The organism is Ruegeria sp. O6 (genome assembly GCF_056535045.1).
Window position 1 is genome coordinate 24052 of record NZ_JBQERM010000017.1, and the last position, 25746, is coordinate 49797.

Below are 25746 nucleotides of genomic sequence, written 5' to 3' on the forward strand. Positions count from 1 at the left end.
AGAGCAGCAAATGGAGTACATCAATGGCCACCCCCAAACCTGTAGTCCTGTGCATTCTTGATGGTTGGGGCCTGTCCGAGGACACAAAAGCCAACGCACCCTATCTGGCAAACACGCCGACGTTTGACGCGATCATGTCTGAGTGCCCGCATTCAACCCTGATCACCCACGGCCCCGATGTGGGTCTGCCTAGCGGGCAGATGGGCAACTCAGAGGTCGGGCACACCAATATCGGTGCAGGGCGTGTGGTCGCCATGGATCTGGGCCAGATCGACCTTTCCATTGAAGACGGGACATTCTTTGAAAACGAAGCTCTGCAAGCTTTCATCGCCAGTGTTAAGTCCGTTGGCGGTACTGCGCATCTGATGGGGTTGATCTCGGATGGAGGCGTGCATGGTCATCTGAACCATATCCTTGCCGCAGCCACTGCCATAACGGATGCCGGTGTCCCGGTTGCACTGCACGCAGTGACGGACGGGCGTGATGTCGCGCCAAGGTCAGCTCTGACTTACATCGCTGAGCTGGAAGAACGCCTGCCCGAAAACGTACGCATCGTCACCGTGAGCGGGCGGTACTTTGCCATGGATCGCGACAATCGCTGGGAGCGTGTCAGTGAAGCATATGGTGCAATGGTCAACGGGCAGGGCCGAACAGCCAGCAGCGCCCATGGCGCGGTTGATCACGCCTATAACCAGTCCGAATCTGACGAGTTTGTCACACCAACCGTATTGACGGGATATGACGGTATTCACGATGGCGACGGTTTCTTTTGCCTGAACTTCCGCGCTGACCGTGCACGTGAAATCCTGCGCGCCATCGGAGAGCCCGGATTTTCCGAGTTCGCGACAGGACCGCGCCCGAAGCTTTCAGCACTGCTGGGCATGGTCGAGTACTCTGACGGGCATAATGCTTACATGACCACGGTTTTTCCAAAGCGCGCGCTTGTAAATACGTTGGGCGAGTGGGTCGCCAAGCAAGGGCTCCGTCAGTTTCGACTGGCGGAAACCGAGAAGTACCCGCATGTTACGTTCTTTTTGAATGGCGGTAAGGAGACGCCCGAACGAGGTGAGGACCGCTTTATGCCGAGCTCGCCGAAAGTGGCAACCTACGATCTACAGCCCGAAATGTCATCCGCAGAGGTTACGGCGAAGTTTATCGAAGCCATCGAAGGCGGGTATGACCTGATTGTTACAAATTATGCCAACCCCGATATGGTTGGTCATACAGGTGATCTGAATGCCGCAATCAAAGCATGTGAAGCCGTCGATCATGGGTTGGCTCAAGTCATTACGGCTCTTGAAAAGGTCAAGGGGGCGATGATTATCACGGCCGATCACGGCAATTGCGAAGTCATGGTTGATCCTGTGACCGGTGGTCCGCATACGGCCCATACGCTTAATCCTGTTCCCATAGCGCTGGTTGGCGGGCCAGAAGGTGCTGTATTGCGCCAAGGACGTTTGTCCGATCTCGCCCCGACCCTGCTTGAACTGATGGGTTTGCCTAAACCCATGGAAATGACCGGGGAAAGCCTGCTGTCATGAAACCGGCTGCTCTGGCAGTGTGTCTGTTTTTGGCCTTGCCGGCGCTGGCCCAGCCAGACGCTTCCAAGGCTGCTTTGGATGCAGCGCAGATGCTCGAACAGGCGTCCATCGCGTTATCCGAAGCCGAAAGTGCCCGGGACCGGGTCAATGCTCTTACGGAGACGATCCATGCCTATGAGGCCGGGTTGGGTGCGATGCGGGTGGGATTGCGCCAAGCGGCTACCCGCGAGGCGCAACTGAGTGCCGACTTGCGGACGCGCGAAAAGGAAATCCGGCGATTGCTCGGTGTTCTGCAAACCATTGAAACGACTGAACCACCCGTTTTGATGTTACATCCCGCCGGCCCGTTGGGGGCTGCCCGCGCGGGTATTATGCTGTCCGAGGTCACCCCCGGCCTGAACGCCAGCGCGCAGGAACTGGCGCAGGACCTAAATGAAGTGCAGACATTGCGTGTCTTGCAGCAAAAGGCCTCGGAAACTTTGACAGAGGGTCTGACGGGCGTTCAGGCGGCCCGCACCCGTCTGAGCGAGGCAATCGCCGACCGCACGGATTTGCCCCGCCGTTTCGTGGAAGACCCGGTACGTACGGCCATTCTGATCTCGTCGACCGAAACACTGGATGGTTTTGCAAGTGGTCTGTCCGAGATCTCGGAGGGAGAGATCCTCGACAGCAATGCCAGCGTCTTGGACAGGAAAGGCCGGATATCAATGCCGGTACAGGGCATCTTGCTGCACAAGGCGGGTGAAACGGACGCCGCTGGTGTCACGCGCCCCGGCCTGATCGTGGGGACACGCCCGCGCGCCTTGGTCACATCGCCAACCGCTGCGACAATTCGCTATCGCGGGCCGCTGCTGGACCTGGGGAACCTGATAATACTTGAACCTCAATCGGGACTTTTGTTCGTATTTTCCGGTTTGCAGGAGGTCTATGGCCGGACCGGTCAGGTGATCCCAGAGGGCACACCAGTTGGTCTGATGCCCGGTGAAATGCCGGAAATCGGCGCAATTTTGTCAACAAGCAGTGATGGCACTGGAACTGACCGCTCAGAAACGCTCTATATAGAGGTAAGAGAAGACAATCGCCCCGTGGACCCGGAATCGTGGTTTCGGACCGACAAGGATGGATAAACGCGTATGAAGAAATTTGTGGTGGCCGGTCTGGCTGGAACTGTGGCAGGAATTCTTGCAACAACTCAGATCGCAGGACCCCTGCTGGCGCAGGAGGCCGAGAACAAGGCAAGCGTCTATGAACAGCTGGATTTGTTCGGCGACATTTTCGAACGTATTCGCGCCCAGTATGTCGAAGAGGTTGAGCCCGAAGAACTGATCGAGGCGGCCATTGACGGCATGTTGACATCGCTTGATCCGCATTCGAGTTATCTTTCTCCTGACGACGCCGAACAGATGCGCGTGCAGACCCGGGGTGAGTTTGGTGGGTTGGGTATCGAAGTCACGCAGGAAGAAGGCTTTGTCAAAGTCGTCTCACCTATTGACGATACCCCCGCCGACGCAGCCGGAATCGAAGCCGGGGATTTCATTACCCATGTGGACGGCGAAAGTATTCTGGGCCTGACGCTGGACAAAGCGGTTGACCTGATGCGCGGCCCGGTCGGATCCGAAATTATCATCACCGTCGTACGCGAGGGTGAGCCTGATCCCTTCGATGTCACTATTATCCGTGATACAATCAAGTTGACCGCTGTGCGCGCACGGACCGAAGGCACCAGTGTCGTGCTGCGTGTAACCACGTTCAACGACCAGACCTTCCCGAACCTGCAGGAAGGATTGCAGGAACAGATTGCCGAAGCGGGTGGCATCGACAAGGTGAACGGTTTTGTTCTGGACCTGCGCAACAACCCAGGCGGCCTGTTGACTCAGGCGATCAAAGTCTCGGATGCGTTCCTGAACGAAGGCGAAATTGTTTCCACGCGCGGCCGCGACCCGAATGAGGGTGAGCGGTTCAACGCCACCCCCGGGGATCTGGCTGAAGGCAAGCCAATTGTGGTGCTGATCAATGGCGGCTCGGCCTCGGCATCCGAGATTGTGGCCGGTGCATTGCAGGATCATCGCCGCGCTATCGTTGTGGGCACCAAGAGCTTTGGCAAAGGATCCGTGCAGACGGTCATGCCGCTGCGCGGCGACGGCGCTATGCGCCTGACCACATCGCGCTATTACACGCCATCAGGACGATCAATCCAGGCTCTTGGCGTCAGCCCGGACATCATTGTTGAACAGCCTCGCCCTGCACCTGCAGAAGAAGAGGAAGAGAGCAACGGGCGTACCCGGTCCGAAGCTGACTTGCGCGGCAGTCTGAACAATGACAGCCTGAGCGAGGATGAAATCCGCCAGATCGAGGAAGATCGTGCAAGGGCCGAAGCAACCGCTGAGCTGAGGAAAGAGGATTATCAACTGGCATATGCCATAGACATCCTCAAAGGCTTGTCAGCGTTCACCCCGCACGGGCCGTCCCAATAACCAAACCAATGGGTCGCGTACCACGCGGCCCTTTTCTTTCTGTCTCGCGAGATTTCATTTCATCATCCAGCAGCGCAATCTGAAGGCGTCGCGCAGAGAGCGCATAACCGAATGGATGATCCGATTTCGCAAGCGTTTCAGCCGTCTCCGCGGCTTACCCGTCGGAAAGCGCGTTTCAGCATATCCAACTCCGCGCGCAAAAGGTCCACTTCCGCCCTGAGATCATCGGCGGCGGGCTCTCCTGCTATTATGGAGAAACTCCCAAGTTTATCGACACTGCCTGCGTCGACTATGACGAAGCTGTGCACGCCTTCGGACAGGGCTGTGACGGGTACCGGAACATACAGATTCCATCCGTTGTCTGTAGGTGAAAGCTCAACACCCTCCAGAGCTTTGCCCAGATATCGAACCTCCAACTCTGGTTGCCGTTCGGCCTCAACATGGCCGTGCCAAATACCGTTTTCGAACCGAATGAAAGTCAGGGATGGTTGTGTCATCTTTGATCGTCTCACAAGTCCGCGCGATGGAAGCGGCAAAACGTAAGGTCTCGCACACTCATACGGTTCATCTGCGGTTTCTCAAAAATAAGATCCAGCCAGATCTTTTCGATCCGACGTTCATTCAGAGGCAGGTGAGCCAGGTCGAAATCAACTGCGTTCACGGTGTCAGAAGGGTCTAGCTGCCGCAAAACCTGCTCCATGTTGGGCCCGTGCTGAACATTGAGACGTGCAAACACGCCAGACGGTTTCTCGCAGTCAATCAGGGTTTCCAACCGGATCAGATGCTCGCGTGTCAGGTCGCGGGCAACCTCACGCGGCAAATCGATAGATACCGACAGGAACGACCCCTCGAAGCCAAAAACCTCGACCTCCAGACTGAACGGGGCCAGATCACTTGCCCCCCGGTTGCGGATTTGCCGCACAGCGATTTCGGTCAATGGGCAGTCGTGAAATAAGCTGACCTGATCGTCCATTACCGTTTTACGGGGAACAGAGGCCATGCCGGATTGCAACAACGGCGCGCGCCACAGGTCGGGTCGCCAGCTCCAGTCGGTGCCGACAGGCCGGTGAAACTGAGTTGATCCTATTTTCGGGCGGAGCAAGCGCGCATCCGCCAGTTGGATCAGGCGATCCAGTTGTCCACGCAGACTGCGCGCCTGATCGCGTTTCACCCGCAACTCGGCCTGCGCCGAATCTGGCGCCTGCCGCACGGCCCGGCGCCAGCGGCCGAGCGTCCGGCGATGAATATAGCGATCCAGAATCTTGCGCATGGTCTCTTCGTCCGACAATGTCCTTCTTTAGTCAAAGAAATGAGTAGGAATAAACCCGCAATCACAAAAACACTACTTGAGCGCTACGTTTTCCGGTTGGTGGCTAAGCGTAAAAAAGATAGGTGCCGGATTTGGAGCCTGACCCCGTCAATTCTTGCAATACGTCGGGTCAATGCTTACCGTCTGTTTCCTAAAAATGGGTTACCCCTGAACAGCCAAACATCAGTTCAGCTATCGATAAGGCCAGGCTATGGAGCCCACATTATTTTCTTTTATTTGGAAGCATTCAAAAAAACAGCAACTTGTCCTGCTGCTGTTAACGGTCCTGTCTTTCCCGTTTCTATATGCGTCGCTGGAGCTGCCTAAGCAAATCATCAACGATGCCATCGGTGCGCCAGGCGATACGGTGACAATCTTGGGCATCACAGTGTCTCAGGTTCAGTATCTGATGATATTATGCTTTGCATTTCTGGCTACTGTGGTTGCCAGTGGGTTGATGAAGATGCGCATCAATACGATGAAAGGCATCTTGTCCGAACGCATGCTGCGCCGTCTGCGCTATACCCTGATTCAACGCACGATGCGGTTCCCAAAGTCCTATTTCGCGACCACCAGCCAAGGAGAGCTGGTCTCGATGATCACATCCGAGGCCGAGCCGATGGGCGGCCTTATGGGGGATGCGGTCGCGCAACCGGTGTTTCAGTTTGGCCAGATGATGACAATCGTCACCTTTCTGTTCATGCAAAGCATCTGGTTCGGTCTGGCAAGCGTCGCGCTGATTCCGCTCCAAGCCTGGTTAATTCCGAAGCTGCAACGCCAGATCAACTTGCTGAACAAGGATCGTATTCAGGAGGTTCGGCGTCTGAGCTCGGAAATCGGGGAAAGCGCGGCGGGCATCAGTGACCTGCGCACGAATGGCGGCTGGCGCTATCGTCTGGCCCAGTTCAGTCACAGGCTGGGGACCTTGTTCGAGATCCGGTTCAAGATCTACAACAAGAAATTCTTTATGAAGTTCCTGAACAATTTGATCACTCAGATGACGCCATTCCTGTTTTATTCGGTGGGCGGATACCTGGCGATCACGGGCGAGGTGACAGTAGGTGCACTGGTTGCCGCGTTGGGCGCGTACAAAGACCTAAGCGGGCCCTGGAAAGACCTTCTGACCTACTACAACCAGGTACAGGACATGTCCCTGCGGTGGGAGGTGGTCACCGAAAGATTTGCCCCGGACAACATGATCCCCGAAGAGCTGTTCATCGGAGAGCCGGAAACCATCCCACATCTGACCGGTGATATCGAATTGCGCAATGTGACCGTTCGCGATGGCGACGGCAAAACCATTCTGGAAGACATTGATCTGACCATCCCGCAGGGCGCGCGTGTGGCAATTCAATCCACCCATGCGTCGGAACGTAGTGCGTTGGGCCAGTTGCTGACCCGCGAGGTGCTACCTGTTCAGGGGGATGTGGTCATAGCTGGCCACAAGCTGGACGAATTGCACCAATCAGTTATCGCGGCCCGGATCGGGTATGCCTATTCACGCCCCTATCTGTTTGATGGGACTTTGGGCGATAACCTCATGATGCCGTTGCGCACACATCCGCAGCACGAGGCAGATGCCATAAGAACCCCGTCCCGTCGTCAGATCGAGTCTGTTCGGGCGGGTAACCCACCGGATTCGCTGGAAGATGAGTGGATCGATCCGGGGCTTGCCGGTCTGGACGATATTGATGGAATACGTGACTGGTGGTTCCAGCTGGTGGAAGCTATGGGGATAGACGAGTTCATGTTCCGGCGCACTCTGCGCTCCCAGTTTGATCCAGAAATACACCCTGTACTGGCACAGGAAATAGTCAGGCTGAGAGAAACCATTGCAGAACGGCTGAAAGAAAAAGGATTGGATCGGTATGTCTATAGGTTCGATCCAAACCAGTTTAACCCGGCCGTCCCGCTTGGGGGCAACCTGTTGTTCGCGGCACCGTCGCGAGACATATCTCCAGACATTCTGGCCGGAGACGCGCGGTTCGTGCAATTGCTCAGCACCCATGATCTGGCAGATGACGCGATCAGCATATCGAATGCTGTCATGGATACTCTTGGCAAGACATTTGGGCGGGACGGGGCCGACCATCCTCTGTTTCTGCGGCTTGGCATGTCAAAGGACATGTATCATCGGCTGCTCGACATCCAGGACCGGCGCAAAGCCAAAGGGAATGCCGCGCTGAGCGATCAGGAGCGCGCCTTGCTATTGACAGTGCCTTTCCTTCTGACCGCAGAACAGATCGGCCCGGATTTCCCAGAGGAATACAAGGAAAAAATCCTAGCTATCCGCAAGACCCAGGCTGAACGGTTGCGTGGTGCCATGGACGGTTTGTTCATGTCTGTGGCGCCTGACATCTATGTGCCGCGCTTGACCGTGATGGAGAACGCGATCTATGGCCGGATATCGTTGATGGCGGGTGCCCATGCCGAAGATATCGAAGACATCGTTGCAGAGGCCATGAACGAAGCCGGTCTGCGCCGTCGGGCAGCGGCCATTATTTATGACCTTCCGTCCGGGCTGGGCGGCAACAACCTTCCAACTGTGTTTCAGGAGCGTGCCGCTTTTTCGCGCGCAGGCATCAAACGCCCCGACATCCTGATCCTGGACAAAGCCCTAGCCAGCCACGACTCGGAAAGCCGGTTGCGCACGCGCCTGAAACTGCGGGAACTGCTGCCCGATTCCATCATGATATTCATGGAGGATCATTTTGCACATCCCGAAGCCTATGACTTGTTTGTGGAAATCAAGGATGGACGGATCGACGGCGTCTCGCGAAGCAGACCAGCGCATGAGGACAGCACGTCGGACGATCTGAGCCGGAAACTCGAGATCCTGTCAGCAACGCAGTTGTTTTCAGGCCTGGATGGCAGAAACCAGAGGCTGCTGGCGTTTTCGGCGCAATGGTACGAAGCCAGCGCCGGGCAAGTCATCTTTTCCCGCGGTCAGGCGCCGGATGCGGCCTATTTGTGCATTTCAGGACAGGCCAAACTGGATTGGTCCAACGAGGATGAAACGAAACGTACAATCTCGATCATAGAACCCGGTCGGCTTATCGGAGACCTGTCTATTATTACAGGGGAACTTAGGCAGCTGGATCTGGTCGCGACGGAAGATAGCAGCTTTTTGCGTATTGGCGCGGAAGAGCTGCGTGCCGTTGTTGAAAGCGATTCTTCGGTCGCTATGCAGTTGCTACAGACGGTTGCAGGGTATCTGACGACGCTTTCGAACAGAATCAGCGTGGCCCAGAACGCCGAAGACATGTTTCCACCCGTGACAGATGAAACGGTGCAGGAAGGTATTGGTAAGGATGCCTAGTGCGTATTCAGCTCATGCGCGTTTGATCGAAACAGCCCGCGCCAAACCCGAACTCTGGCGTCTATTGCTGGGGCTGGCATTGATCGCCGTGTTGGTCAGCGTTTTGAACCTGGTGTTTTTTACCGTGGTCGCGGGGTTGGGCTCAGCGAAGTGGGCTCAGGAACTTTTGCAAGGCAGCACACCTTTGGCGCTGCTTTTGTTGCTGGCCAGTTTCGGGTTTATCATTCTTGGCGTGGCAGTGGCCGCACGTCAGCTGCAGCACCGATCCTTAGGATCAATTTTCGGCAAGCGGGGTCTGGTTGCGGCCCAATTTCTGAAAGTGCTGAAAGCCCTACTCATCTTGGGCGCTGTCGGTGTCTTGCTACCGCCCTACGGTTTGGGGGGATCTCTGTCAAAGAATCTGCCATTTTTAACATGGCTCTTGTTGCTTCCGGTCTCGGTATTGGTTGTCCTGATTCAGACCAGCGCCGAAGAAGTTCTGTTTCGAGGGTACATTCAGCAAGCCCTTGCCGCCAGGTTTCAATCGCCCGTCATTTGGATGGGGGTTCCGTCTGTTGTGTTTGCTGCTGGCCATTACACACCGGAACTGGCAGGAGAAAATGCAATTCTGTTTGTGCTGTGGGCCTTAATGTTTGGGATGCTTGCATCCGATCTCACAGCGCGATCAGGGACATTGGGGCCAGCTATCGCCTTGCATTTCTTCAATAACATCATCGCACTATTGTTCGTTTCCTTGCCGGACAACCTGAGCGGGCTGGCGCTTTTCTCGCTTCCGTTCGATGCATCTGACGCCGAACAGCTTCGTCCCTGGCTGGTGGTGGATTTGGCTGTGATGTTCGTATGCTGGCTGGCGGCGCGGCTTGCGATCAGGCGTTGATTGCATTTCTTCCCGTGGCGTCTTATTTGACGTCAACACCGCACAAGCCAAGGTTCCGACATGAACTGGATCACAAACTACGTCCGCCCCCGGATCAACTCGATCTTCTCTCGCCGCGAAGTGCCCGAAAACCTCTGGCAGAAATGTGACGAGTGCGGAACGATGCTGTTTCATCGTGAACTAGCGGAAAATCAGAACGTCTGTACCCAATGTGACCATCACATGGCGATTACCCCACGCGAGCGGTTTAATCACCTGTTCGACGGCGGAATTTTCACTGAGGTTGCAGTGCCAGCGCCAAAAGAAGATCCCTTGCATTTCCGCGACCAGAAGAAATACCCCGAGCGTATGCGAGCGGCGCAGAAAAAGACCGGCGAAAAAGAGGCGATGCTGGTTGCCAAAGGCGAAATCGGACGCACGCCTATCGTTGCAGCAGCGCAGGATTTCTCCTTCATGGGCGGATCAATGGGCATGTATGTGGGCAACGCGATCATCGCAGCCGCTCAAGAAGCGGTTAAGCTAAAGCGCCCACTGATCCTGTTCTCGGCAGCGGGTGGAGCGCGGATGCAGGAAGGTATACTCAGCCTGATGCAAATGCCGCGCACAACCGTGGCCGTCGAAATGCTGAAAGAAGCAAATCTGCCCTATATCGTTGTGCTGACCCATCCTACCACCGGTGGTGTGACGGCGTCATATGCGATGTTGGGTGATGTCCACATCTCGGAACCGAACGCGCTGATCTGCTTTGCCGGTCCCCGAGTTATCGAGCAGACGATTCGCGAAAAGCTGCCCGACGGCTTCCAGAGGGCCGAGTACCTGCTGGATCACGGGATGCTGGACCGTGTCACCAAACGTACCGAGATGCGTGACGAACTGATCACCATCACCCGGATGCTGATGAACCAACCGCCGGCGATCAAAGGTGACCTGCCAGCACCGACACCGGATGAAACGGCCAAGGTCGCGCAGGCCGAAGAGACCGGGAAAAAATGAACACCAAGACATCTGACGCCATCCTCGACCGGATGATGGCGCTACACCCCAAGATCATTGATTTGACCTTGGATCGCGTCTGGCGATTGCTGGCCGCCTTGGACAATCCGCAGCTCAAGCTGCCACCGGTTATCCATATTGCCGGGACCAATGGCAAAGGCTCGACCCAGGCCATGATCCGGGCGGGCTTGGAAGGGGCAGGGCGTTCCGTTCATGCCTACACCTCGCCCCATCTGGCGCGATTTCACGAACGTATCCGGTTGGCGGGCGAACTGATTTCAGAACCCGACCTGACTGCGGTTCTGGATGAGTGCTACGCGGCGAATGGCGGCGAAAACATCACGTATTTCGAGATCACAACCTGCGCTGCCTTGCTGGCCTTCTCTCGCTGCAAAGCAGATTACACTCTGCTTGAAGTCGGTCTCGGCGGACGGCTGGACGCAACAAATGTGATTGATGAACCGGCGGTGACAGTCATTACGCCTGTTTCAATCGATCATGAACAGTATCTGGGCGACACTTTGGGAAAGATTGCCGCCGAAAAGGCGGGAATTATCAAACCCGGTGTGCCATGCATCGTCGGCCCGCAGGAAGACGAGGCACTGGAGGTGATCGAGTACACAGCCGCCCGGTTGGGCGCACCGCTGCTTATACATGGCCAGCATTGGCACGTTCATGAAGAAAACGGGTGCTTGATCTATCAGGACGAAACCGGGTTGCGTGATCTGCCGCTCCCCAACCTGCTGGGTGCACATCAGTTCCAAAATGCCGGTGCTGCCTTGGCGGTTCTGCGTCATCTTTCAATGGGTGACACTGCCTACGAGGCTGCCGTGTCCAATGCCAATTGGCCCGCGCGTATGCAACGTCTCAAAACCGGCCCGCTGACCGAGCAAGCCCCCCAGGTCGAACTGTGGCTGGATGGAGGGCATAACGCGGCCGCAGGCATCGCGCTTGCCGATGTGCTGGCAAAGATGCCGCAACGCCCTACGCACATAATCTGCGGTATGCTCAACACGAAAGACGTGACTGGGTACCTCGCGCCACTGTCAAGACAGGTTGCAAGCCTGACCGCCGTCTCCATACCGGGCGAGGCGGCCACGCTCAGCGCCGAAGAAACCGCCGCCGCTGCCACCAAAGTTGGCCTGCCTTCTTCAGTCGCTGCAAGTGTTTCGGAAGCGTTGAAGACAATCACGGACAAAGACCCACAGGCGCGTGTCCTGATCTGCGGCTCCCTTTATCTTGCCGGAAACATCCTGCGCGAAAACGGTTAAGCTTCATCTTTTCGCAAATACTCCGGGGGAGGCGCGCGCAGCGCGACGGGGGCAGAGCCCCTACTTCCCCCAGTTCTGGTCCTGCATTTCCCGCAGGCGCGATGCAGTACGCTCAAACTCAAAGGTGCCTTCTCCTTCGACATACAACATCTCGGGCTCTGCCGCAGCCGAGCAGATCAACCGAACTTTTGCCTCGTAGAGCGCATCAATCATGATGACAAAGCGCTTGGCTTCATTGAAGTTATTTCTCGACAAACGGGGGATATCCTCAAGCACCAACACTTTAATTGCTTCTGCGATAGCCAGATAGTCCGCCGGTCCCAGCATCCGGCCACACAGGTCATAAAACGAAGCCCGTGCAACCCCGTTGCGAAATGCGGGCAGTTCGACAGCGCGGCCTTTGACCTGCAATATCAACGGATCGGCAGGTCCGCCTGCAAGATCTTTCCAGACATCCCGTAATTTCTGCCGCGCTTCTGGTCCGATGGGTGTAAAATATACCGGAGCCCCCTCTAATCTGTTCTGACGGTAATCCGTGGGCGATACCAGTTCCCATACCTGCAACTGGTCTTTGATATGGGCAATAAAAGGCAGGAACAATTGCCGGTTCAACCCATCCTTATACAGCGCGTCCGGATGCCTGTTCGACGTGGTCACGACAACAACGCCACCTTCATGCAGCAGGTCAAACAAACGGCCGACGATCATCGCATCCGTAATGTCAGTGATCTGCATCTCGTCGAAGGCCAGCAGGCGGACGGATTTCACCACCTCCTTTGCCACGGGTGCCAGCGCATCTTCGACGTTCTCTTTCCGGGCCTTGTGCATTCCGGCATGGATTTCCTGCATGAAGGCATGAAAGTGAACGCGCCGTGCGGGGATTTCACCCAGCGTGTCGACGAACATATCCATCAGCATCGATTTACCGCGTCCGACGCCGCCCCACAAGTACAGGCCTTTGGGTGGCGGTGGAGCCTTGCGGAAAAACCCTCGTTTTACCGGCTCGGCCAGTGCCGCGCGGATGCGCTCAAACTGGGGCAAAACGGCTTCTTGAGCGTCGTCACGCGTCAGAGTTCCATCCGAGACGCGGGCTTCGTAGTGCGAAATCAGATCCGTCATGACCCAGAGCCTTACCCGTGACCCAGCCCGTTGAAAAGAAGACATTTCCCTGACGTATCAAATTTGCTTATCCGTGACCGCAAATCTGTTGAATTGACGCGACTCGTAAATGCAGTACGGTCCGTCGAACCAAACTACCCGAGGTCGCAATGCCGCAACCCACCCGCATGTTGAACCCGATCCTGATCGTTGGATGCATCATCATCACGGTCAGCTTTGCCGTGCGCGCGTCTTTCGGCGTGTTTCAGATTCCGGTCGCCAGTGAATTTGGCTGGCTGCGCACGGATTTCTCATTGGCGATTGCAATCCAGAATCTGGCTTGGGGCATCGGTCAACCGATCTTTGCAGCTATCGCTGAGAAAGTAGGAGACCGAAAGGCCATTATCCTCGGCGCCTTGACCTATGCTGCTGGTCTGGTTCTGTCGGCTTGGTCCGTCACACCGCTCGAGCATCAGGTTTATGCGTGGCTGGTTGGGTTTGGCATTGCTGGCACCGGGTTCGGTGTGGTTTTGGCTGTGGTCGGTCGCGCGTCCTCTGATGAAAACCGGTCCATGTCGCTGGCCATCGTTACTGCTGCGGGCAGTTTCGGGCAGGTTCTGGGCGCGCCGACGGCTGAGTGGTTGCTGTCATTCTTGCCCTGGCAACAAGTCTTCGTCGTGTTTGCCGCTGCCATTCTTGCGCTTGTATTGACCTTGCCTTTCATGCGGGCGCCTCAACCAGCTTCAAAGGCAGAGTTGCAAGAAAGCATGGGAGAAATTCTGGGGAAGGCGTTCCGAGATCCTTCTTATGCTTTGATATTTATTGGGTTTTTCAGCTGCGGTTACCAGCTTGGATTTATCACCGCTCATTTTCCGGCATTCGTAACCGAAATGTGCGGCCCGATCGAACCCGGCAGCGTGCTGTATTCCATCGGCATCACATCCACGTCAGCACTTGGCGCGGTATCGATTTCACTGATTGGTTTGGCCAATATCGCCGGGACTCTATTGGCGGGTTGGGCAGGTAATCATTTCCCTAAGAAATACCTGCTGGCCTCGGTCTATGCCGGTCGGACACTTGCTGCGGCATTGTTCATCGTTTTCCCGATAACGCCGCTGTCCGTCATTACATTCTCGCTGGTGATGGGATCGCTTTGGTTGGCCACCGTTCCGCTCACGTCGGGTCTTGTCGCGCACCTCTATGGTTTGCGTTACATGGGAACACTCTATGGCATAATCTTCTTCAGCCATCAGGTTGGCAGCTTCCTGGGCGTCTGGCTGGGGGGGCGTATGTATGACCAGTATGGTGACTATGCCCTGGTCTGGTGGATCGGTGTGGCAATAGGGGCCTTCAGCGCCATCGTTCATCTACCTATCCGAGAGAACCGTCTGGCAGTCCCCGCCTGACGTGACGTTTCGCGCTCGACCTACGTGCGCGTGCCAGCGGTAACGCCGTGTGGGGTGTTAATCTAGCCGACTCGATCCGGAAACAATCCTGCAAGGCCTTCGGCCGAGGCGGCACAGACGCCGCGTTCGGTGATAAGCCCCGTCACCAGCCGGTTGGGTGTGACATCAAAGGCAGGATTGCCACCTTTCGTCCCGTTCGGGGTGACGCGAACATCGGCAATATCCCCCTGTCCATCCACGCCCATGACATGGGTCACTTCTTTTGTATCGCGTTCTTCGATCGGGATTTCCGACACTCCATCCCGAACCGTCCAGTCAATCGTAGGCGAGGGCAGGGCGACATAAAACGGAACCCCATTGTCCCGCGCCGCCAAGGCTTTCAGGTAGGTGCCGATTTTATTGCAGACGTCGCCTTGTGCCGTGGTCCGGTCTGTACCGGTGATGACGGCGTCAACCAAACCATGTTGCATTAGGTGACCGCCTGCATTGTCCACGATGTAACGATGGGGAATGCCGTGTTCACCAAGCTCCCAGGATGTCAGCGCCCCTTGATTTCGTGGCCGGGTCTCATCCACCCAGACATGAAGCGGAATGCCCGCGTCATGCGCGTGATACATCGGGCTTGTCGCCGTTCCCCAATCCACCGTCGCCAGCCAACCGGCGTTGCAATGCGTCAATAGCCGGACCGGTTCACCTGCGGGCTTTCGGGCTGCAATTTCCTTGATCAGTTGCAGCCCGTGGCGACCTATCGAGGCATTGATCTCAACATCTTCGTCTGCAACCTCCTGTGCCAGTGCCCAGGCCCGTTCAGCACGATCACTTGGGGCAAGTGGCATCAGCGAGTCGCGGCATCTGTCCAATGCCCATCGCAGGTTGATTGCCGTTGGCCGGGTCGCGTGCAATACGTCATATGCGGCATCGAACGAAGCGTCAGAGCTGTCACGGGACATCTGTTCGGCAATTCCAAACGCGGCTGTTGCACCAATCAGTGGCGCACCCCTGACCCACATGTCGCGGATCGCTGTCGCAAATTCATCCAGCGTTTTCAGGGCAACCACCCGAAAGTCATGGGGCAGCCAACGCTGGTCGATAATCCGAACCTCACCTGCCGATTTGTCCCACCAAATCGACCGGTAATGAGCACCCTGTACTTTCATAATTCGGTCTCCGTTTGCGAATAGCCTGATCAGAAGTCTTTCGCAGCCTGCGTTCTTTCGGCGGGCTTGTAAACGGGCGTTTCTGGTTACCGTCTGGCATTTTAGCTTGCCGGTGACTGCACTTACCCTCGGGTCGCTGCGCGAAGTTCCCGCTCTAACGCATCCAGAAACCTCGAACGATCTGCTTTGCTGAACGGTCGGCCGCCGCCTCCGGCCCCCAATGGATTGGCGGCCCGCAGGTCAGCCATCAAATCACGCATCGCCAATTGCTGGCCAATGTTGGCTGCCGTAAAGGCCTCGCCGTTGGGGCGCAAAACTCGGGCACCTGTTTCGACGCATTTCGCGGCCAGAGGGATATCGGAGGTCACAACTACATCCTCAGCGCCACAGCGTTCTGCAATCCATTTGTCGGCTTCGTCAGCACCTTCCGAGACCACGATGACCTGTACAAGCGGGTTTGCTGACGGTCGAAGACCGCCATTCGACACCAGTGCCATAGGCACCTTGTGTCGTGTTGCAACCCGTTCGGCCTCGGCCTTTACAGGGCAGGCATCGCCATCGACATACAGCGTTGTCACGCCTTTTTGGCCTCTTTTTTCTCTGGTTCAGCAGGTTTCTTCCGCACCTTGAATTCCTCCGGGATCGGCATCCGGTTGAAAGCATCCAGCCCGGCGATCTTGTAAGCCTCGGCCAGAGTTGGATAGTTGAACGTGTTTTGAACGAAGTAATCGACAGTGCCCTTCAGGTTCAGCACCGCCTGAGCGATGTGGATCAGTTCGGTCGCACCTTCGCCCACAATCTGCACGCCCAAGACACGGCGGGTTTTAAGCGAAAACAGCATCTTCAGCATACCGTGTTCCAGACCCATGATATGCCCGCGCGAGGTTTCGCGGAATCGGGCCACGCCAACCTCATAGGGAATGCCACGCTCCTGAAGTTCTTCCTCGGACATGCCGCAGGTGGAAATTTCGGGAACCGAGTAGATGCCATAGGGGTACCACGGGCTTTCCGGCAGTGTAGGTGTCTCGAGCGCATGGCAGGCAGCCACACGCCCTTGCTGTAATGAAGTCGAGGCCAGCGAAGGGTGACCGATCACATCCCCGGTCGCATAGATATGCGGAACCGCGGTCTGATATGTCTTGCGGTCTACCTTGATCCGATTGCGGTGATCGGTTTCCAGTCCAACTGAATCCAGATTGAGTTTCGATGTTGCGCCCATGCGCCCGGCTGCAAACAGCAGCATTTCCGCCCGCACGTGGCGCCCGTTTTCAAGGGTCACTTCCACATGCTCGCCCGCATCTTCAATCTTTTCGACAGCCGATCCCAACCTCAGATCAACACCGTTTTCGCGGATCTGATGGGTGAAATCATGAATCAAGCGGCTATCGATGAAGTCCAGAAACGTATCCCGCGGCTCGATCAGCGTCACCCGAACGTCCAGTGCCGAGAACATCGTGGCGTATTCGACCCCAATGACCCCGGCACCGATAACAACCAGTGAACGCGGGATTTCCGCCATTTCCAGAAACTCGTCGCCATCGACCACGGTCTTGCCGTTAAACGGAACATAATCGGGGCGGTAGGTCTTGGTTCCTGTCGCAATCAAAAACTTGGCGGCCGTTACACGTGTGGTCTCTCCGGCATCGGTGGCGACTTCCACTTCATGTGGCCCGACGAACTTGGCTAAACCGTCCAGAGTATCGACGTGGTTCCGGTTGAACTGATGTTCCAACACATCGACCTCGTGATCGAGGGTCATGTGCAGGCGGGCTTTCAGATCTTCGGCGCGGATCTGGTCCTTGACCCGATAGGAACGGCCATAAAAGCTGCGCTCGCGCCAGCCCGACAGGTTCAGAACCGTTTCGCGCAATGTCTTGGATGGGATAGTTCCGGTGTGAACGGACACCCCACCAAAACGGTCTTTTCGGTCAATCACCAGAACCCGTCGCTTGAGCTTGCCAGCCTGAATGGCCGCAGAACGCCCCGAAGGCCCGGACCCGATGATGACCAGATCATAGTCGTATTTGCTCATATCTCAGTCTCCGTACAGCGCTTCGGCGTGGAAAACGATGTGATCTTCCATGAAGGTAGATACGAAGAAATACGAATGGTCATACCCCGGCTGGAGGCGGAAGGTTGCTTGCTGGCGACGCTCTGCGATGGCTTGGGCAAGCGCTTCTGGGCGCAGCAGGTCCATGAACTGATCATTGGTGCCCGTATCGATCAGGATGGGGCCGTCGAAACCGGTTTCTTTCATCAACAGGGAAGCATCGTGTTTGGCCCAAAGGGATTCATCATCCCCCAGATACGCGCCCAGCTGTTTGCGCCCCCAGTCAGCGCCCGTCGGGTTCGCGATGGGTGCGAAGGCCGAAACCGAGCGGTACCGTCCCGGAAGGTTCATGGCCAGTGTCAATGCGCCATGCCCGCCCATGGAATGACCCGTAATGGCCTGACGTTCGCTGTCGATGGCAAAGTTTTCGAACAGCAAGGCGGGCAATTCGTCGGCAATGTAATCCCACATCCGGAAATGCGGTGCCCAAGGCTCCTGCGTGGCGTTCACGTAAAACCCAGCGCCCTGGCCCAAATCGTAGTCGTTGTGATCCGCAACACCTTCACCGCGTGGCGAAGTGTCGGGAAATACCACCGCAATGCCTTGTTCCGCAGCCCAAGCTTGTGCGCCGGCTTTTGTCATCGCGTTTTCATGGGTGCAGGTCAGACCAGACAGATACCACAAGATCGGAACCGGGCCATCTTTCGCCTCGGCCGGAAGAAAAAGGCCAAACGTCATGTCGCATTGGCATGCCGACGAAGCATGTCGATACACGCCTTGCACTCCGCCGAAACAGGCATTTTCCGAAAGGGTTTCCATCAGGCATCGTCCTTATTCTAGAGTCGCAACATGGCTAACGATCCACGGACCCGGCGTAAAGTCCGAGTGCCTTTGGAGTGAGTATTTTTAAAAGGGTGAAGGTCAGGGGGTACCTAGAGCCGCAATAACAAGTGGTATGGTGACAATGCTGACGAGCGTCGACAGTAAAATAGCAGCCGAGGCGCGCTGTGGGGCAATGCCGTAATGCGCGGCCAGCATATAGACATTTCCTGCTACGGGCAGAGCTGCTGCTGCAATTGCAACGCTTGCCGGGAATGTTTCGATCGGGATCAGCCAGATCAGGGTGATTGCTACGAAAAGCGGGTGGAGCACTAGTTTGCAGAAACTCAACCAGGCCGCGATCTGAATTCTTTCCGCGGATTTGCCAGCAAGGGACGCACCGATTGCAAAAAGTGCTCCGGGGGTTGCGGCACCACCTAGAATGTCAAGAAAGCTGTTCAACGGATCGGGAACCGGGATTTGCAGGGATGACCAGACGAGCCCGGCAGAGATCGAGACAATCATCGGGTTCTTGAGCAGACCCATTCCAATCAGTTTGAAAGTGGCTGGCGTCAGCCTTCCGTCACGCCCACCGTTGATCAGGATCACGATCAGAGACGAGAATACAACCAGATCTACGGTCAGAACCAGCATGACCGGGCCAATAGCGGCTTCGGTGAACAGCAGCGCGAGCATCGGCAGGCCAAGAAAGCCAACGTTCCCAATAGCAGCGCATTGTGCCTCAACCGCCGAAGTAGGCACGTCCAGGCCGCGTATCCACGCAACGCAAGTTGCTATGCCATAAACAGCAGCGGTTCCAATGAGATAACCGAAGATCAGTCTTGCGTTGAAAATCTCTGCAAAGGGTAGGGTCGCCGCAAATCGAAAAAGCATTGCCGACAGCGCGAAGAAGAAGACGAACTTGGTCAGGTATGCGGTTGCTTCGGCCGTAAAGAACCGTGTGCGCCCAGCCCAAAAGCCAAGGCCGATGATTGCAAAAAAGGGAAGTGTACGCAAAAAGATATCGGCCATGGGCCAAGTCCTAGCACGGTTTAGAACCGTCGCAAGAGCTCAACACCCCAAATTGGGCGAGGTCAGAGTTAAAGGGAATACGAGAATCCTTGTACCTGAACCGAACGGTTTATAAACTGTGACAGGTATTGATCGAGGAGATGACATGACCCAGACCGCCACCATCCTGCGCACAGGCCGAAAGTTTGATCAGGTTTTGCGCGGGGCCCGAGAGGTTTTCATGGCGGACGGATTCGAGGGCGCAAGCGTGGATGACATTGCCCGCGCGGCTGGAGTGTCAAAAGCAACCTTGTACAGCTATTTTCCGGACAAGCGCCTTTTGTTCATGGAAGTTGCACAAACGGAATGCTGTCTTATGGCCGAACGGGTCGTCGCGATGATCGACGAGACCAAACCCGCACGAGAAGTTTTGATGATCGCGGCCACACAGTTGACGGCGTTTCTGGTTTCAGATTTCGCGCAGCAGGTTTTCCGCATTTGTGTTGCCGAACGAGACCGGTTTCCGGAACTTGGCCGCGCATTTTACGAAGCGGGGCCGCAAAACGGCCAGCGTCAAATGGCAGAATACCTTGAAAAAGCCGTGGCTAAAGGTGAGTTAGCAGTTGAAAATGTCCAAATAGCGGCTGAGCAGTTTTCCGAGCTTTGCAAAGTACGGATCTGGACCCGGGCTGCATTTGGAATTCAGAATTCATTCAGCAATGAAGAAATCGCTGAAGTAGCGACACAAGCCGTGGACATGTTTCTTGCCCGGTATGGGGTCTGATCCAAGAAAGAAATGGCCCATATCCGGATCAGGGATACAGGCCATTGCTCACACACCAGAACACTCGATGCAGTTCAGCTTACTGCGATAAGTCTTTTCAAACTCTTTATTTGTCGAACTATTGGCGTGGCTTGGGACCCAACATTGGCCGGAAAGAAAAGCAGGTCAGCGTTCAAACTTGTTGCCCAGCTTGATGCACTTTAGCTCGTTAGCAACAGGCCAAGCCAGAAAGAAAACCAGCACAGAGCAAGGCTGATCAGAATATTGCCTGCTGCCAAAAGCAATGTGCGCTCGCGGTGAAGTTCGAGCGATTGGTAGGCAAAGCTGGAGAATGTTGTAAAACCACCGCAAAACCCGAAAACAAGGCGTTTTTGGTCCTCTGGAATGTCTACTGGACCTCCTAAAAACCCAACCCAGATCCCCAGCAGCAAGCTACCCAACACATTTACGAGCAAGGTTGCTAGTGGCAAGTCGTGCCGAATCTTCAGCGCCAGCCAATGGCGCATCACAGCCCCCAGACCTCCGCCCAACGCGAACATGGAATGAAGATACACTTCGCTCATGACGGCGTCTTTTCGGAATGAAAATGCCGTCCAAGTCTTTCACCAAACAGCGCGGCAGCAAGGCCAAATGAAACTTCAAGCCCGATTGCCAGGGACGTTACCCATAGGCCGCCGTCGGCTATTCGTTCAAGATCTGCAACAAAAGACGAAAAGGTCGACAATCCACCGCAAAACCCGACGGCGCCAAGATGCAGAACATGCGCGTGCACCTTATGGCGCACGGAATATAGCGAGCCCAGAACAAAACAGGCGACTACGTTGATGCCAAAAGTCGAGGTGAGAAAGCTTAGGCCTGGGATCTCTAGTGCAAACGCCTCACGCAACAACGACCCAAGCGCACCGCCTGCGAAGACGGACAGAAACATCACGCTTTTTCGGTCACGCCAGAGGTGGGATTGTGTGTTTGCCAAGGATCGGCCCTTTGTCGTCCGTTAAGCGTGATTTATCCGCCGGTTGCACCGGGTTCAACAGTTGGGAGGTTCGTAACATGATTTCACGTTTGCGTCCCTCAGCAGACATTTTTCCGCGGGCACTTGAAATAAAATTTCAATCTGTTTCACGTTGAGTTCTGACAGCATGGCTCATCAGCCCGATAATAACACAAGGAGTATGGAACATGATTGTACGCAGAATTTTCTTTTTTCTGAGCTGTGTCTGTCTGCCGGTGGTTCTGATCCTTGGGTTCTTCTGGTCTCATGCGCTTTGGCTTCTGATCATTTTGGTGCCGTACGCGATCATCGGTCTTTATGATGTTCTGACGACCAGGCATAACGTCCTGAACAATTACCCGGTTCTTGGGCATTTCCGGTACATGCTGGAATTTGTAAGCCCGGAAATTCGCCAATATTTTGTGGAAACCAACGAAAGCGGACGGCCTTTCAACAGGATTGTCCGAGGGCTGGTTTATTCTCGGGCCAAGGGGCAGGTGGACACACAGGCGTTCGGCACGCAATACGACATTACGGAAACCGGGTATCATCGCGCCAACCACTCACTAGCCCCCAAACATGTAGACAAAAGTGAAGAACGCATAGTGCTGGGGGGTCCGCAATGTACGCAACCCTACAGCGCCTCACGCCTTAATGTGTCTGCCATGAGCTTTGGCGCGCTCAGCGCCAATGCCATCCGCGCGCTGAACGGAGGAGCCAAGGATGGGGGGTTCGCGCATAACACCGGAGAGGGTGGGCTGTCACCGCATCATCTGGCCGAAGGCGGGGACATCATCTGGCAAATCGGGACGGGTTACTTCGGGTGCCGGACCCCTGCTGGTGGATTTGACAAGGACAAGTTTGCCGAAAAGGCAGGAAGGGACGTGGTCAAGGCTATTGAGATCAAGCTGTCTCAAGGTGCAAAGCCCGCCCATGGCGGTGTTCTGCCTGCTGCCAAAGTCGATGCCGAGATTGCCGAGATACGGGGAGTGCCCGAACATCAGGATGTGATTTCTCCGCCCACCCACAGTGCCTTCGATGGGCCCACAGGTTTGATGCATTTTGTCCAGCACCTGCGAGAAATGTCAGGCGGCAAACCTGTCGGGTTCAAGCTGTGCATCGGCAGGCCGTCCGAATTCATGGCGATCTGTAAAGCAATGCTTGAAACGGGTATCTTGCCGGATTTCATCACAATTGACGGGGCAGAAGGGGGCACGGGCGCAGCCCCGGTGGAATTCACCAACCGGTTGGGTATGCCCCTGAACGAAGCCTTGATCTTTGTCAGCAACTGTTTGCGCGGTGTCGGAGTGCGTGACAAGATCCGGATCATCTGTTCCGGAAAAGTGGCGACCGGTTATGACATGGTCGAGAAGTTGGCGCTTGGTGCCGACATGTGCAACTCTGCGCGCGCGATGATGTTTGCGGTGGGTTGCATCCAGGCATTGCATTGCAACACAAACCGTTGTCCGTCAGGGGTGGCTACACAAGATCCCATCCGCGGGCGCGCTGTGAACGTGCCGCAGAAACGCCGGCGTGTTCATCGCTATCACGATGCCACACTGGAAAGTTTCCGCGAGCTTTTGGGCGCGATGGGCAAGGAAAAAGCGTCCGAGTTACATCCCCGTGATATCCTGCGCCGAACTGCGGACGAGCATGAGCGTACCTATGCCGAGCTTTATATTTATCTGGAGGACGGTGCCTTGTTAAAGGACGACATTCCCGAAGAATTTGCAGATGATTGGAACCGAGCTTCGGCCGCACAATTCTGAAAACCACATTGGGTAGCGCGATGATTGGGCATGTGAAAGCGCGGCCGTAGTTGCCCGCTTTTTCCGCCGTCTTATGCAACTTTCGTTATCTGGGAATGGATCGCGGGTTGTTTGCCACGTGGGTATTGATCTTGCGAATGCTCCATTCAACAGAATCTCTCATCGCGCGCCCCAACGCCAGGTCAAACGCGTTGATCAGATCCGGCGTCTGATCGCTTGCCGCCACGACGTTTTCCTGGAACGAGCTGGATGCAACGATTTTATCTTCGTATTCGTCGATCACCTTGATGTTAATACGAACTTCGACGCGAATATTGGCTCCGTTCTCGGTATTTTCGATCACGACCCCCTGAAACTCTCGAAGGTCCGGGGCTATTACATAATCGGCCCGCAGGCCAACGGTTGAGCGTCCAACAGCTGCGACTTTGCCCGAGTTCTCAAAGCTTTCAACCAACAAGGTTTGAACGATCAAGGGCGCGCGATCCACCCAGCGGGCGCGGGGCAAATATTGAACCTGCAACGAGGTGGGCTGAATGGCAATCTGGTCCGTGTTCACTGCGGCAGTTGCCGTGGGTTCCTGAACGACGATCTGCTTTTCAATCCTGGGCAGTGCGGAGGAAAACGTGCTTTTTGGGGTCAGCAGATACAAATCATTTGGTTTCGCCGCTTGTTGCAACGTGCCCAGACCAGCGCAGCCGCCAAACAACGCGACCATCAACATTGCAAGTGCAGGCTTGATCATTGACGGAACTCCGATGCTTGGGTGCCCAGAAGGAAACGTGCCGGATCGCGTTCAACTTTGTCTACGAGGCGATCCAGACTGATAACAAGACGCTGGGATTCTTCGATGAAACGAACAAACTGAGGCAACCCGACCCGCAGGAAGTCTGACACTTGTCGGCGGTTGCTCTGAACAATGCCGTCGATGGTTCCCAGCAATTCGGACGCGGAATTTGACGCGCTCAGGACGTCGTCCGAGATCTGGTCGATCTTTTCCGTTATGCCCGCGACAGTTTCAGTCACCTGATTGGCCGCCTTCCGGACATCTTCCGCAACAGGTGCCACGTCTTCCTCCATGACACGATTTGCAGAGTCAAAAGCGGATTCTGCCGAAGCCAGCGCCCCCTTGGCGGACTCCATGGCCGTAGTAATCGAACCAAGCGTCGTATTGGCGTTCATCACGGTTTCGTTTACAATTCCAAGGGTGATGCTGCCTTCATCAGACAGAACGGTCAATCGTTCAGCCAGTTGCGAGCCTCGCTCGATGAAAGGCTTCACGTCCTGCTGCAAAATGCGGTCCGCCGTCTGAAGGGTTGTTTTAGCTTCGTCCAGCGCCGTTTTGGCGGACCCGGATGCCGTTTTGACGGCTTCCAATGTTTCCGTGCCGGTCTTGAGCGTTGTTTGCGCAGTTTCGATCAGTGGGTCCAGCCGCTTTGAAAACGCGCCAATATCCTGCGCAGCGCTGCCGATGTCATTTGCGACGGATTCAAAACTTGTCAGTGTCTTGTCCAGTTTACCCGTAGCCGAAGCAAGATTGTCCAGAATACCGCTCACAGCTTCCCGGTTTTTATCATCGACGACTTTGTTCAGGTTTTCCAAAAGTGTCACGGCTTCATCCAGAACTTTTGGCGCGCCTTCGAACAGGGATTGAATTGCGCTGCGTTTGCTCTTGATAACACTCTTTTGTGGCAATCGTTCAGCGTTAGCCGATCCGCCGGTCAGTTCAACATAGCCAACACCGGTCACGCCAAGTGACTGAAGCTGCGCGATTGTCTCATTGGTTATCGGAATGTCTGCGTCCACTTCGATCCGCACCCGAACCTTTGACGGATCATTTTCATCCAGTTGCAAGGAAACGACCTGCCCGACCGGCAGGCCGTTGAAGTTCACGCCGCCGGCTGCCGACAGACCTGCGACATTGTCAAATAGTACATCGTAATAAGCGTATTGGCGCGTGATCTCAAACTTGGCGAGCCACAGGAAAAAGCCGAATGCGCCCAACAACCCCGCAAGGGTAAACGCGCCGATCAGAATATAGTTCGCCCGGGTTTCCATTGCCTTTACCTGTTTTGCCCCTTCTGTTGCGCCGCGCGGGCGCGGGGGCCTGTGAAGTATTCCTGTACCCAAGGATGGTCGACCTTGGTCATATCCTCAATCGGACCTTCAACCAGCACACGCTTTTCTGCAAGCACTGCAACGCGGTCGCAGATCGCGTATAGACTGTCCAGATCATGGGTGACCATGAAAACAGTCAACCCAAGTGCCTGCTGCAACTCGCCGATCAGCTCATCATACGCGGCTGCGCCAATCGGGTCCAATCCTGCGGTCGGTTCGTCCAGAAAAACGATCTCGGGGTCAAGGGCAAGCGCTCGTGCTAGCGCGGCGCGTTTGCGCATGCCACCCGACAGTTCTGACGGAAACTTGCCGCAACTCAGCTGCGGCAGACCCACGAGGCTGATCTTCAATGCACCCAGAGACTCCATCAGTTTTTCGCTGAGACCTGTGTGTTCCCGCAAAGGAGCCATCACATTTTGGAGCACGGTCAGCGACGAAAACAGTGCCCCGTCCTGAAAAGCAACGCCCCAGTGGCGTTCGATTCTGCGACGATCATCTTCCGGACCATTCAGAACATCGACGCCCAGCACCTCGATTTCTCCGGCGGCGGGTTTGTTCAGCCCTACGATAGTTCTGAGTAATACGGATTTACCGGTGCCCGACCCGCCAACGATTCCCAGAACTTCTCCCTTCCAGACATCAAGATTCAGGTTTTCGTGTACCACCTGGGTACCGAACTGAGTTCGGAGCCCGCGTACACGAATGACAGCCTCACGACCTTTAGTCGCGGCAGCTGATGGCTGTGGTGTATCCCCGGTCATG

The 25746-nt window shown here is 55.7% G+C and carries 23 protein-coding genes; 10 read left to right on the forward strand and 13 right to left on the reverse strand.

The genetic code is table 11. The features are described 5' to 3' along the window. Positions 1 to 23 precede the first annotated feature (23 nt). The 3 genes from gpmI to ACR0DY_RS17475 are packed head-to-tail and all read left to right on the forward strand — an operon-like array spanning position 24 to position 4015. Positions 24 to 1541 (forward strand): 2,3-bisphosphoglycerate-independent phosphoglycerate mutase, encoded by a 1518-nt coding sequence (gpmI, locus tag ACR0DY_RS17465; protein WP_480483693.1) that lies wholly within the window; start codon positions 24 to 26, stop codon positions 1539 to 1541. Beyond that, positions 1538 to 2668, forward strand: coding sequence for a murein hydrolase activator EnvC family protein (locus ACR0DY_RS17470; RefSeq protein WP_480483694.1), 1131 nt, complete (start codon positions 1538 to 1540; stop codon positions 2666 to 2668). The genes gpmI and ACR0DY_RS17470 overlap by 4 nt, the downstream gene beginning before the upstream one ends. Before the next feature lie 6 nt (positions 2669 to 2674). Beyond that, positions 2675 to 4015 carry a S41 family peptidase gene (locus ACR0DY_RS17475; RefSeq protein WP_209507125.1) on the forward strand — a complete coding sequence of 447 codons (1341 nt, stop codon included), beginning with the start codon at positions 2675 to 2677 and terminating at the stop codon, positions 4013 to 4015. A 137-nt stretch (positions 4016 to 4152) separates the two neighbouring features. On the opposite strand, the gene ACR0DY_RS17480 is transcribed toward ACR0DY_RS17475, so the two are convergent. Next, positions 4153 to 4512, reverse strand: coding sequence for a hypothetical protein (locus tag ACR0DY_RS17480; protein ID WP_480487460.1), 360 nt, complete (start codon positions 4510 to 4512; stop codon positions 4153 to 4155). 11 nt (positions 4513 to 4523) lie between these two features. After that, positions 4524 to 5285, reverse strand: coding sequence for a DUF6478 family protein (locus tag ACR0DY_RS17485; RefSeq protein WP_480483696.1), 762 nt, complete (start codon positions 5283 to 5285; stop codon positions 4524 to 4526). A gap of 250 nt (positions 5286 to 5535) precedes the next feature. Between ACR0DY_RS17485 and ACR0DY_RS17490 the strand changes: the two genes are divergently transcribed. The 4 genes from ACR0DY_RS17490 to ACR0DY_RS17505 are packed head-to-tail and all read left to right on the forward strand — an operon-like array spanning position 5536 to position 11784. After that, complete coding sequence (locus tag ACR0DY_RS17490) at positions 5536 to 8643, forward strand: ABC transporter transmembrane domain-containing protein (protein WP_480483697.1); 3108 nt, start codon at positions 5536 to 5538, stop codon at positions 8641 to 8643. Continuing rightward, positions 8636 to 9520: a CPBP family intramembrane glutamic endopeptidase gene (locus ACR0DY_RS17495; RefSeq protein ID WP_480547031.1), complete on the forward strand. Its 885-nt coding sequence runs from the start codon at positions 8636 to 8638 to the stop codon at positions 9518 to 9520. The genes ACR0DY_RS17490 and ACR0DY_RS17495 overlap by 8 nt, the downstream gene beginning before the upstream one ends. Positions 9521 to 9580: 60 nt before the next feature. Then, positions 9581 to 10513, forward strand: a complete 933-nt coding sequence (gene accD, locus ACR0DY_RS17500) for an acetyl-CoA carboxylase, carboxyltransferase subunit beta (RefSeq protein WP_209597255.1) — start codon at positions 9581 to 9583, stop codon at positions 10511 to 10513. Beyond that, a complete protein-coding gene (locus tag ACR0DY_RS17505; protein ID WP_480483699.1) occupies positions 10510 to 11784 on the forward strand; it encodes a bifunctional folylpolyglutamate synthase/dihydrofolate synthase in 1275 nt (424 codons plus the stop codon). Before accD ends, ACR0DY_RS17505 begins: the two co-directional genes overlap by 4 nt. Before the next feature lie 60 nt (positions 11785 to 11844). Here ACR0DY_RS17505 and zapE read toward each other — a convergent pair whose 3' ends face one another. Continuing rightward, a complete protein-coding gene (gene zapE / locus ACR0DY_RS17510) occupies positions 11845 to 12903 on the reverse strand; it encodes a cell division protein ZapE (protein WP_480547029.1) in 1059 nt (352 codons plus the stop codon). Positions 12904 to 13052: 149 nt separating this feature from the next. Here zapE and ACR0DY_RS17515 point away from each other — a divergent pair, with 149 nt between their 5' ends. Next, entirely contained in the window at positions 13053 to 14288 is a 1236-nt protein-coding gene (locus tag ACR0DY_RS17515) for an MFS transporter (protein WP_480547027.1), read from the forward strand. A 62-nt stretch (positions 14289 to 14350) separates the two neighbouring features. Here ACR0DY_RS17515 and mtnA read toward each other — a convergent pair whose 3' ends face one another. The 5 genes from mtnA to ACR0DY_RS17540 all read right to left on the reverse strand — a co-directional run bounded on the left by mtnA (position 14351) and on the right by ACR0DY_RS17540 (position 19346). Next, positions 14351 to 15445, reverse strand: a complete 1095-nt coding sequence (mtnA, locus tag ACR0DY_RS17520) for an S-methyl-5-thioribose-1-phosphate isomerase (protein WP_480547025.1) — start codon at positions 15443 to 15445, stop codon at positions 14351 to 14353. A gap of 122 nt (positions 15446 to 15567) precedes the next feature. Then, entirely contained in the window at positions 15568 to 16023 is a 456-nt protein-coding gene (locus ACR0DY_RS17525) for a YaiI/YqxD family protein (protein WP_480547023.1), read from the reverse strand. Next, a complete protein-coding gene (gene sthA, locus ACR0DY_RS17530; RefSeq protein WP_480547021.1) occupies positions 16020 to 17477 on the reverse strand; it encodes a Si-specific NAD(P)(+) transhydrogenase in 1458 nt (485 codons plus the stop codon). Before sthA ends, ACR0DY_RS17525 begins: the two co-directional genes overlap by 4 nt. Before the next feature lie 3 nt (positions 17478 to 17480). Further along, positions 17481 to 18314 (reverse strand): S-formylglutathione hydrolase, encoded by an 834-nt coding sequence (gene fghA / locus ACR0DY_RS17535; protein WP_480506971.1) that lies wholly within the window; start codon positions 18312 to 18314, stop codon positions 17481 to 17483. Between the two features lie 102 nt (positions 18315 to 18416). After that, positions 18417 to 19346 carry an AEC family transporter gene (locus ACR0DY_RS17540; protein ID WP_480898811.1) on the reverse strand — a complete coding sequence of 310 codons (930 nt, stop codon included), beginning with the start codon at positions 19344 to 19346 and terminating at the stop codon, positions 18417 to 18419. Between the two features lie 145 nt (positions 19347 to 19491). Between ACR0DY_RS17540 and ACR0DY_RS17545 the strand changes: the two genes are divergently transcribed. Continuing rightward, complete coding sequence (locus ACR0DY_RS17545) at positions 19492 to 20109, forward strand: TetR/AcrR family transcriptional regulator (protein WP_480773673.1); 618 nt, start codon at positions 19492 to 19494, stop codon at positions 20107 to 20109. A gap of 200 nt (positions 20110 to 20309) precedes the next feature. Here the strand turns inward: ACR0DY_RS17545 and crcB are convergent, their stop codons facing one another. Further along, positions 20310 to 20672, reverse strand: a complete 363-nt coding sequence (crcB, locus tag ACR0DY_RS17550) for a fluoride efflux transporter CrcB (RefSeq protein ID WP_480483708.1) — start codon at positions 20670 to 20672, stop codon at positions 20310 to 20312. After that, positions 20669 to 21037 carry a fluoride efflux transporter FluC gene (locus ACR0DY_RS17555; RefSeq protein WP_480483709.1) on the reverse strand — a complete coding sequence of 123 codons (369 nt, stop codon included), beginning with the start codon at positions 21035 to 21037 and terminating at the stop codon, positions 20669 to 20671. Before ACR0DY_RS17555 ends, crcB begins: the two co-directional genes overlap by 4 nt. Positions 21038 to 21288: 251 nt before the next feature. Here ACR0DY_RS17555 and ACR0DY_RS17560 point away from each other — a divergent pair, with 251 nt between their 5' ends. Beyond that, on the forward strand, positions 21289 to 22869 hold the full coding sequence (locus ACR0DY_RS17560) for an FMN-binding glutamate synthase family protein (protein WP_480487475.1): 1581 nt from the start codon (positions 21289 to 21291) through the stop codon (positions 22867 to 22869). Positions 22870 to 22954: 85 nt separating this feature from the next. Here ACR0DY_RS17560 and ACR0DY_RS17565 read toward each other — a convergent pair whose 3' ends face one another. From ACR0DY_RS17565 to ACR0DY_RS17575, 3 genes are read right to left on the reverse strand one after another with little or no spacing between them, the layout of a single operon-like run. Continuing rightward, a complete protein-coding gene (locus tag ACR0DY_RS17565; RefSeq protein WP_480483711.1) occupies positions 22955 to 23611 on the reverse strand; it encodes an ABC-type transport auxiliary lipoprotein family protein in 657 nt (218 codons plus the stop codon). Then, positions 23608 to 24924, reverse strand: coding sequence for an MlaD family protein (locus ACR0DY_RS17570; protein WP_480487477.1), 1317 nt, complete (start codon positions 24922 to 24924; stop codon positions 23608 to 23610). The genes ACR0DY_RS17565 and ACR0DY_RS17570 overlap by 4 nt, the downstream gene beginning before the upstream one ends. Before the next feature lie 5 nt (positions 24925 to 24929). Next, a complete protein-coding gene (locus tag ACR0DY_RS17575; protein ID WP_480483713.1) occupies positions 24930 to 25745 on the reverse strand; it encodes an ABC transporter ATP-binding protein in 816 nt (271 codons plus the stop codon). Between the last annotated feature and the right edge of the window lies 1 nt (position 25746).